The organism is Chamaesiphon sp. (assembly GCF_041737865.1).
In the GTDB taxonomy this organism is placed as follows: domain Bacteria; phylum Cyanobacteriota; class Cyanobacteriia; order Cyanobacteriales; family Chamaesiphonaceae; genus Chamaesiphon.
The window spans coordinates 1-7,914 of the sequence record NZ_JBGSQZ010000267.1 but is presented as its reverse complement, the minus strand read 5'-3'; the positions used below and the strand labels follow the sequence as shown (position 1 = coordinate 7,914).

Below are 7,914 nucleotides of genomic sequence, written 5' to 3'. Positions count from 1 at the left end.
TAGTTTTTGAAGATAGGCAAAGACTAGAAATTGTCATGCTCATTTTATTGTATTTTTGATGTCGCAAATGTCGTAAATATAATTCTCAGTTAATTTTGGCTATGAATTTATTGTCGTAAAATCTGAAGTGCGGAATGTGGGATATATGATTTATTGTAAAATAGAGCAAAACACCACCTTTAGAAACAATGTTGACAGTAGTTGAAGAGATTGAATCTGCGATTCTCAAACTATCACCACAAGATTTGAGCAAACTTGCAGAATGGGTTTTAGATTTAGACGAACAGAACTAGGATAAACAAATCGAACGAGATGTTGCCGCAGGGAAGCTAGATTTCCTTGCCAAAGAAGCGTTGGCAGAACTGGAAAGCGGCGATAGCCGGATGCTCTAATGCACTATACAACCAAGAGATTCTGGAAATGCTATGCTACTCTGCCAGCAGATATTCAACAAATAGCCGACCAAAACTATGCAATCGATGATGAAGTAGCAGTGCTGTTTGAAGGGCAACAAATTGTCGAAGTCGTTGCTTCAAGACCAACAGCTAAGGCTTACCAAATCAAACGATCGGATAATGGACAAGTCATTGAAGAGCCAATAGAAACTAGATATCTGGGTTAAAAGTCTAGTTTTCTAGCTATTTCGACATTTTCAATACACAGAATAAATTTTGTAGTAAATTTTGTTAGGTAGGCAGTACTCACGAGCAAAGCTGATACAAAGCAAGCCTTTCATCTATTATTTGCTCATGTCGATCGCCTCTGTCACGTTACGAGATCGATTAAATTGAGATCGATCGGTAGGGTAAAATATGCGATCGCTCTCGTTGAGGTAGAGAGGTAGGGTGGGCAGTACCAGCTAAAACCTATGTTGAGAAAGCATTGCATCCATTGCATCTGTTTTTTACCTCTATCGATCGCGAGCGCACATCAGTATTAATGTATGATTAGTCATCAGTTATCATCAGCTTTTAGACATCAAATATGATGCACAGCGCAAATACCCGAACGACGATCGCACTACCGATAGCATTATTAGCAGCAACAGATCGAGCGGTAACAGATTGCAAGGCAAAGAGCCGCAATGAATTAATCGCTAGAGCTATTCAGAGAGAATTAGCATTGATTCGACGCGCAGAAATTGATGCGGATCTCTTGCAGATGGCTCAAGATGATGAGTACCAAGCTGAGGTACTGCAAATGGAAGCAGAGTTTGCTTTAGCACAACAGGTCAGAATTTTATCAAAATCTCGTTTTGGTGACTACTGAGGCAGTCTCTCGATCTCCTCGATGGAACAGATTTCGGCTGCCTTAGCTCTAGCAATGGACTTACCGACACGGAAAGATTTCGATATTCAACAAGCTTGACAATAAGCTCTATCAATTTTGATATTTTAAATATTCATGCCTCCCACTTCACTCCCCACCGAGATCGTCAAGCTAATTGACAAATTGCAATTGCAGCCGCATCCCGAAGGCGGATTTTATCGTGAAACTTGGCGGTCGAATCTTTGTTTACCCCAATCGGTTTTACCCGACGAATATACAGGAAATCGATCGGCTGGTACCTCGATTTTATTTCTACTGCCTACTGGTCATTGCTCGCGGTGGCATCGGGTGCGATCTGCGGAATTATGGTTTCATCAAGCGGGAGATTCACTAGAGTTGGTCATGGCGGAGACTTTAGACGAAGTATCACAAATCATCCACCTCGGGCGAGATTATACATTCCAAGCGGTTGTGCCGCCCAACCATTGGCAAAGAGCTACACCAATTGCTGGTGAGGCAGGATATGCACTAGTAGCTTGTGTGGTGGTGCCTGGATTTGACTTCGCCGATTTTGAGATGATTGGCACAAACTAAGGACTCAATCGGTGTTGAATTTTGCCTAGCTCTACTCAATTTGCACAAGACAATCTAATGTTTTGTGTAAAGATATCCAGTCTGACACCCATCAGGCTGGTATCTTAATGACAGGGCAAATGAGATCGCCGTAGAATTTTTAGATTTTAATGAGGTTGAGTGATGGCAACAGTGGCAACAGGGGCATTGCTATGGCAGCGATATCAAGATTGGTTGTATTATCACGCAGGGTTGGGCTTGTATGTTGATATCAGCCGGATGCGGTTTGATGATGCGTTGGTTTCCCAACTTCAGCCCAAGTTTGTTAAGGCATTTGCGGATATGGTCGCGCTGGAAGCGGGGGCGATTGCCAATCCTGACGAACACCGGATGGTGGGACATTATTGGCTCCGCAATCCCGAACTCGCGCCCACGCCAGCAATTGCTACCGAAATTACCAGCACGATCGAATCGATCGATGATTTCGCTCGTAAAGTCCAATCTTGAGCCATCCATCCACCTCAAGGTGGCAAATTTACCGATCTGATTACAATTGGGATTGGTGGCTCCGCATTGGGGCCACAATTTGTATCGGAAGCACTAGCTCCCACTGACGCACCGTTAACTATTCACTTCATCGACAATAGCGATCCGGCGGGGATCGATCGAGTCCTCAGTCGGATTCAATCCAAGCTCAGTACGACCCTCGTCATGGTCATATCCAAGTCTGGAGGCACGCCAGAACCTCGGAATGGGATGATTGAAGTCCAGGCTGTTTATAGTGCCCAGGGTCTCGATTTCGCTGGCCATGCAGTTGCAGTTACAGGTGTGGGCAGCCATCTCGATAAAGTTGCCGCATCCGCAGGCTGGATTGCTCGATTCCCGATGCCTGACTGGGTAGGCGGACGAACATCGGAATTATCCTCCGTCGGCTTACTTCCTGCCGCACTTCAGGGCATTGACATCCACGGGATGTTGGCAGGTGCCAAAGAAATGGACATCGCCACCCGCACGCCCGAAATTAAAACCAATCCCGCCGCCTTACTCGCGCTGGCTTGGTACGCATCGGGCAATGGTAAAGGTGAAAAAGATATGGTGGTTTTACCCTACAAGGATAGTTTGCTATTATTTAGCCGCTATCTCCAGCAATTAGTCATGGAATCCCTGGGTAAAGAAGACGATCTCGATGGCAATAAAGTCTATCAGGGCATCGCCGTCTATGGGAATAAAGGTTCGACAGATCAACATGCCTACGTCCAACAATTGCGGGAAGGAATCGCGAATTTCTTCCTGACATTTATCGAAGTATTACACGATCGCGAGGGCAACTCGCCTGAAATCGATCCAGGTGTAACTAGTGGCGACTATCTCTCTGGTTTCCTCCAAGGCACCCGTCAAGCCCTGTATGAAAATCACCGCGACTCCATCACAGTAACTATTCCTGCCGTCACTCCTCACACGGTTGGTGCCCTGATCGCCCTCTACGAAAGGGCTGTAGGTATATATGCTTCGATCGTCAATGTCAATGCTTACCATCAACCAGGTGTAGAAGCAGGGAAAAAAGCTGCCGCCGTCATCCTTCAGTTGCAAACCGATGCTGTCAAGGCTCTACAAGAAACCACGATCGCGGCTCCAATTACACTAGCAGAATTAGCCGCTAAAATTGGCGCACCCGATCGAGTAGAAGCAATCTACAAGATTTTACGTCATCTTCAATCGAACGATCGCGGTGTTACATTCACTGGCGATCCTGCTAAACCAGGTAGTTTGCGAGTAGCTTGGGTAGAGGGTAGAGGGTAGAGGGTAGAGGTAATTTATGAATTGCCCCTATCCTAATTTGATAGATTATCAATGTGTGTGCATCGATATCTAATTCTCGGAGCTTGGCATCCCGTTTACTTTTCTCAATCTCTTGGAATTGCTTGGTATTATCTGCCATCGCTTGCCCATCGCTATCTGGGTAAACGATCTGTTTTTTCATATGTAGGATCTGTAGGGGCGGGTTTATGCAATTAATCTTGTGTGTAACGATCTCTATCGTACAAACCCGCCCTCACCCACCATTAACATTCAAATCATAATTACCTTCGGGTTATTGGTGGGGTTGGACAGGTTTGCTTGAAACTTATTGGTGGTTGCAGTAATTTCTAGCATAAATCTACCCCTACAATCGATCTTACAGTAGAACTTTAGCAGTTAGCTGTGCTGTAAATTTGACTATACTCAAATCTTCGCAAACCAATTTATATCTACCTCGATCGATTCAACCATTTCAATCTTAACACCAAGACCCAATTCTTTTAACCGTTGAACTAATTGCTCTCCATCAATTAGATCTATGGGTGGTGCCCCGTCTCTTGTCGCTTCTTTGATAGCATCTCTGGTGAAAGTGCCCGTTGTAATAAATAGACCTTTATCAGTACGACCCTGCATAGCTCCACGGAAATCTCTGATATGACTAGCAGACACTGAACCCTGATAACGCTTACATTGAAATAATACATGAAAACTTAAAAAACCGTTAATTCTGGCAATGCCTACGCCATCAATACCACCATCTCCAGACTTTCCGGTCACTTGTACTTGAACGAAACCTGACTCTCTCAATAGCCGTTGTGCCAAACGTTCAAAAGCAGCAGGATCGAGCGATAATAACAGCTTATGAAGTTGTTGATGCCATGCGAGTTCTTCGATGATTTCAATCGGCTCAACAGTTTCTTCTAAAGTATCTGCTTGGACAATTTTAGATTTTTCAGATTCTCGAACTACTCTAACAATATCTTTTCGATCTATTGTTTTAATATCTGCTGACGTTGATACTAAAGACCAAACTCCACGACCTGAATTTTCGATGAGTCCATATTTTTTCAGATACGTTCGACTCCAGCTCAGTCGATACTTGACTTCACTCTGAGACGTATTACCATGTAAAGCCTCTAGCACTTTGTCAGCCAAATTTAGAATTTGAATGACCTGTTCGTAAATCTCTTCCGTTGTGCCAGATCCACCCAATGCTTGCAAAGCTTGAAGTGTCGGTACAAACATTGAGTCGAATGTAGGAGCCACAGACTTGGATTGTTTCATAAATAGAGGGGAATCTGAAGTTTTAAGTTGAGTACTATCGTTGGCGTAGCCTACCGGAGGTAATCGCCTCTGCATATTCCCATATTTGGAACCAGTCGATAAGTTAAGTTGAGTTTCACAAACTGAATCAGATCGATCGAGTCAACCACTCTTTCCCAGTATCCAGAGAGCCTTCTAGCCGCAAGAATCAGCATACACGTACCCCCCTAAATGTGATAAAATTGAACTAGTGACACAGCACAATTATCAAGCCGGACGGAGCAATTCATGACTACTTCCCAAGAGCGAATCGTCCCTACAGATCTACGACTTGAGATGTCTCGCTCTTACCTGGAATACGCCATGAGCGTAATCGTAGGGCGGGCACTTCCCGATGCCAGAGACGGTTTAAAACCAGTCCACCGCCGCATCCTGTATGCGATGCACGAATTAGGTTTGACAGCCGATCGACCATTCCGAAAGTGCGCGCGGGTAGTCGGGGAAGTGCTGGGTAAATACCATCCTCACGGTGATACAGCCGTGTATGACGCGCTGGTGCGGATGGCTCAAGATTTTTCGATGCGAAATCCGTTGATTAACGGACACGGTAACTTTGGTTCGGTGGATAACGATCCGCCAGCGGCGATGCGGTATACCGAGTGTCGTTTGCAAGCTTTGACGATGGATGCCGTATTGCGGGACATCGAAGCGGAAACGGTAGATTTTGCTGATAACTTCGACGGTTCGCAACAGGAGCCAACTGTACTTCCAGCGCGGATTCCGCAGCTATTACTCAATGGCTCATCGGGAATTGCTGTCGGGATGGCGACAAATATTCCCCCGCATAACTTGGGTGAGTTAATCGATGGTGTAGTGGCATTGATCCACAATCCTGAGATTACCGATCTCGAATTGATGCAATATATCCCTGGCCCTGATTTTCCCACAGGAGCGCAGATCCTGGGCACATCGCCGATTAAGGAAGCTTACACTACTGGGCGCGGTTCGATCGTCATGCGCGGGGTGGCTAATATTGAAACATTAGAATATAAAGGCAGACCCGATCGAGAAGCGATTATCATTACAGAGTTGCCCTTCCAGACGAATAAGGCAGCCCTGATCGAACGGATCGCCGAAATGGTTAACGACCATAAACTAGAGGGAATCTCGGATATTCGGGATGAAAGCGATCGCGATGGGATGCGGATCGTGATCGAACTCAAGCGGGATGCTTATCCTCGCGTAGTTCTAAACAATCTCTACAAGCAAACGCCGATCCAAACCAACTTCGGTTGCAACATGCTGGCGTTGGTAAATGGCGAACCCCAGCTCCTGAGCCTCAAAAAATTCCTGACAGTCTTCCTCGACTTCCGGATCGAATCGATTACGCGTCGGACTCGCTACGAGCTACGCAAAGCTGAAGAGCGCGATCACCTGTTGGGAGGTTTATTAATTGCGCTAGCCAACCTAGATGCAGTAATTCGCCTGATTCGGGGTGCGGCGGACTCAGCTACAGCCAAACAGGAGATGATCGAAAGATTTGAACTGTCTGATTTTCAATCCGATGCGATCCTTCAGATGCAGCTACGGCGGCTGACAGCTTTAGAAGCTGACAAAATTCGCCTAGAGCATGAAGAGCTGACGATTAAGATTACCGATCTCAAAGATATTCTCGCTCGGCGGGAACGGATTCTGGACATCATCCAAATCGAAATCGCCGAAATTAAGACCACATTTGCCACCCCTCGCCGCACCCTAATCGAGCATGGCGAAGGAGATTTAGAAGATACCGACCTCATCGCCAATGAAAAATCCCTAATCCTCGTCACCGAGCAGGGTTATATCAAACGGATGCCCGTCAGCACCTTCGAGACTCAAAGCCGCGCTACACGGGGCAAAAAAGGCACGGGGATGAAAGAAGAAGATGCGATCGAGCATTTCCTCACCTGCTGCGATCACGATACCATCCTGCTATTTAGCGATCGCGGGGTAGTATATACAGTCAAAGCCTACCAAATTCCCGTCTCGTCCCGCACGGCACGCGGACTCCCGATCGTCCAAATGTTGCCGATTCCGCGCGAGGAAAAGATCACCTCCGTGGTACCTGTAAGCGAATTCAGCGATGATGAATACCTAATTATGCTCACGCAGAAGGGCTTCATCAAAAAGACCGCAATTTCCGCATTTGCCAGCGTCCGCGCTAATGGTTTAATTGCCATCTCACTCGAAGACGGCGATGGCTTACGCTGGGTACGTCGTGCTAAAGAAACTGACAGCGCGATTATCGGTACTCGCAATGGGATGACAATCCATTTCCGCACCAATCGCGATCAACTCCGACCATTAGGACGCGCCACACGCGGCGTGAAATCGATGTCGCTCAAGAAGGGTGACGAACTAATCAGTATGGATATCTTGCCAAGTCAAGTCATCGCCCAGATGGTCGCGGCGAGTGAAGATCCAGGGGTAGACGATATCGACGATACTGTTGCCGAAGATGTGACAGTTCCAGCAGGTGAAGGGCCGTGGATTCTGGTCGTTACAACTGGAGGACTAGGCAAACGGGTACCAGTGACTCAATTCCGCCTCCAAAATCGCGCCGGGATGGGCGTACTCGCGATCAAGTTCCGCAAAAAAGGCGACAGGTTAGCCGCTCTGCGGGTAGTTAATGCCGATGAGGAAATGATGATCGTCACCAATCGCGGCATTATCATCCGTCAAGCCATCAACGCCATCTCACCTCAATCGCGGATGGCAACTGGGGTACGAGTCCAGAAGCTAGATGATGATGATGCAATCATGGCAGTAGCGATCGTTCCAGCCTCAAATGGTGAAGAGGATCTAGAGCTAGATGTTGTAGATGTAGATGCAGTCGAAGTAGAAGAAGTCTAAATCTCTAGATTCGATCGTAGCCATACCACATCGGCACAATCGAAATCCCGTCTTACCCCACCCCAGCCCTCCCCTTTCTAAGGGGAGGGAGTAGAGCCCCACATTGATAAGGGGGAG

At 46.8% G+C, this 7,914-nt stretch carries 5 protein-coding genes and 1 pseudogene; 5 read left to right on the top strand and 1 reads right to left on the bottom strand.

Annotated features, from left to right (window positions below):
* Positions 1–391: 391 nt before the first annotated feature.
* The 4 genes and pseudogenes from ACEW9J_RS20650 to ACEW9J_RS20635 all read left to right on the top strand — a co-directional run bounded on the left by ACEW9J_RS20650 (position 392) and on the right by ACEW9J_RS20635 (position 3,642).
* Positions 392–622 (top strand): hypothetical protein, encoded by a 231-nt coding sequence (locus ACEW9J_RS20650; protein ID WP_373546972.1) that lies wholly within the window; start codon positions 392–394, stop codon positions 620–622.
* A 365-nt stretch (positions 623–987) separates the two neighbouring features.
* On the top strand, positions 988–1,269 hold the full coding sequence (locus ACEW9J_RS20645; protein WP_373546973.1) for a CopG family transcriptional regulator: 282 nt from the start codon (positions 988–990) through the stop codon (positions 1,267–1,269).
* A gap of 135 nt (positions 1,270–1,404) precedes the next feature.
* Positions 1,405–1,863, top strand: a complete 459-nt coding sequence (locus ACEW9J_RS20640) for a cupin domain-containing protein (RefSeq protein WP_373546971.1) — start codon at positions 1,405–1,407, stop codon at positions 1,861–1,863.
* A 162-nt stretch (positions 1,864–2,025) separates the two neighbouring features.
* Positions 2,026–3,642 (top strand): annotated as a pseudogene (locus tag ACEW9J_RS20635) (glucose-6-phosphate isomerase).
* Between the two features lie 423 nt (positions 3,643–4,065).
* Here the strand turns inward: ACEW9J_RS20635 and ACEW9J_RS20630 are convergent.
* Positions 4,066–4,926: a restriction endonuclease gene (locus tag ACEW9J_RS20630; RefSeq protein WP_373546970.1), complete on the bottom strand. Its 861-nt coding sequence runs from the start codon at positions 4,924–4,926 to the stop codon at positions 4,066–4,068.
* Positions 4,927–5,193: 267 nt separating this feature from the next.
* Here ACEW9J_RS20630 and gyrA point away from each other — a divergent pair, with 267 nt between their 5' ends.
* Entirely contained in the window at positions 5,194–7,797 is a 2,604-nt protein-coding gene (gene gyrA / locus ACEW9J_RS20625; RefSeq protein WP_373546969.1) for a DNA gyrase subunit A, read from the top strand.
* The last annotated feature ends 117 nt before the right edge of the window (positions 7,798–7,914 follow it).

Excerpts from the sequence above, each read along its gene's own strand:
- ACEW9J_RS20645 (WP_373546973.1), top strand. The coding sequence starts at position 988 with ATGCACAGCGCAAATACCCGAACGACGATCGCACTACCGATAGCATTA.
- ACEW9J_RS20650 (WP_373546972.1), top strand. The coding sequence starts at position 392 with ATGCACTATACAACCAAGAGATTCTGGAAATGCTATGCTACTCTGCCA.
- gyrA (WP_373546969.1), top strand. The coding sequence starts at position 5,194 with ATGACTACTTCCCAAGAGCGAATCGTCCCTACAGATCTACGACTTGAG.
- ACEW9J_RS20640 (WP_373546971.1), top strand. The coding sequence starts at position 1,405 with ATGCCTCCCACTTCACTCCCCACCGAGATCGTCAAGCTAATTGACAAA.
- ACEW9J_RS20630 (WP_373546970.1), bottom strand. The coding sequence starts at position 4,926 with ATGAAACAATCCAAGTCTGTGGCTCCTACATTCGACTCAATGTTTGTA.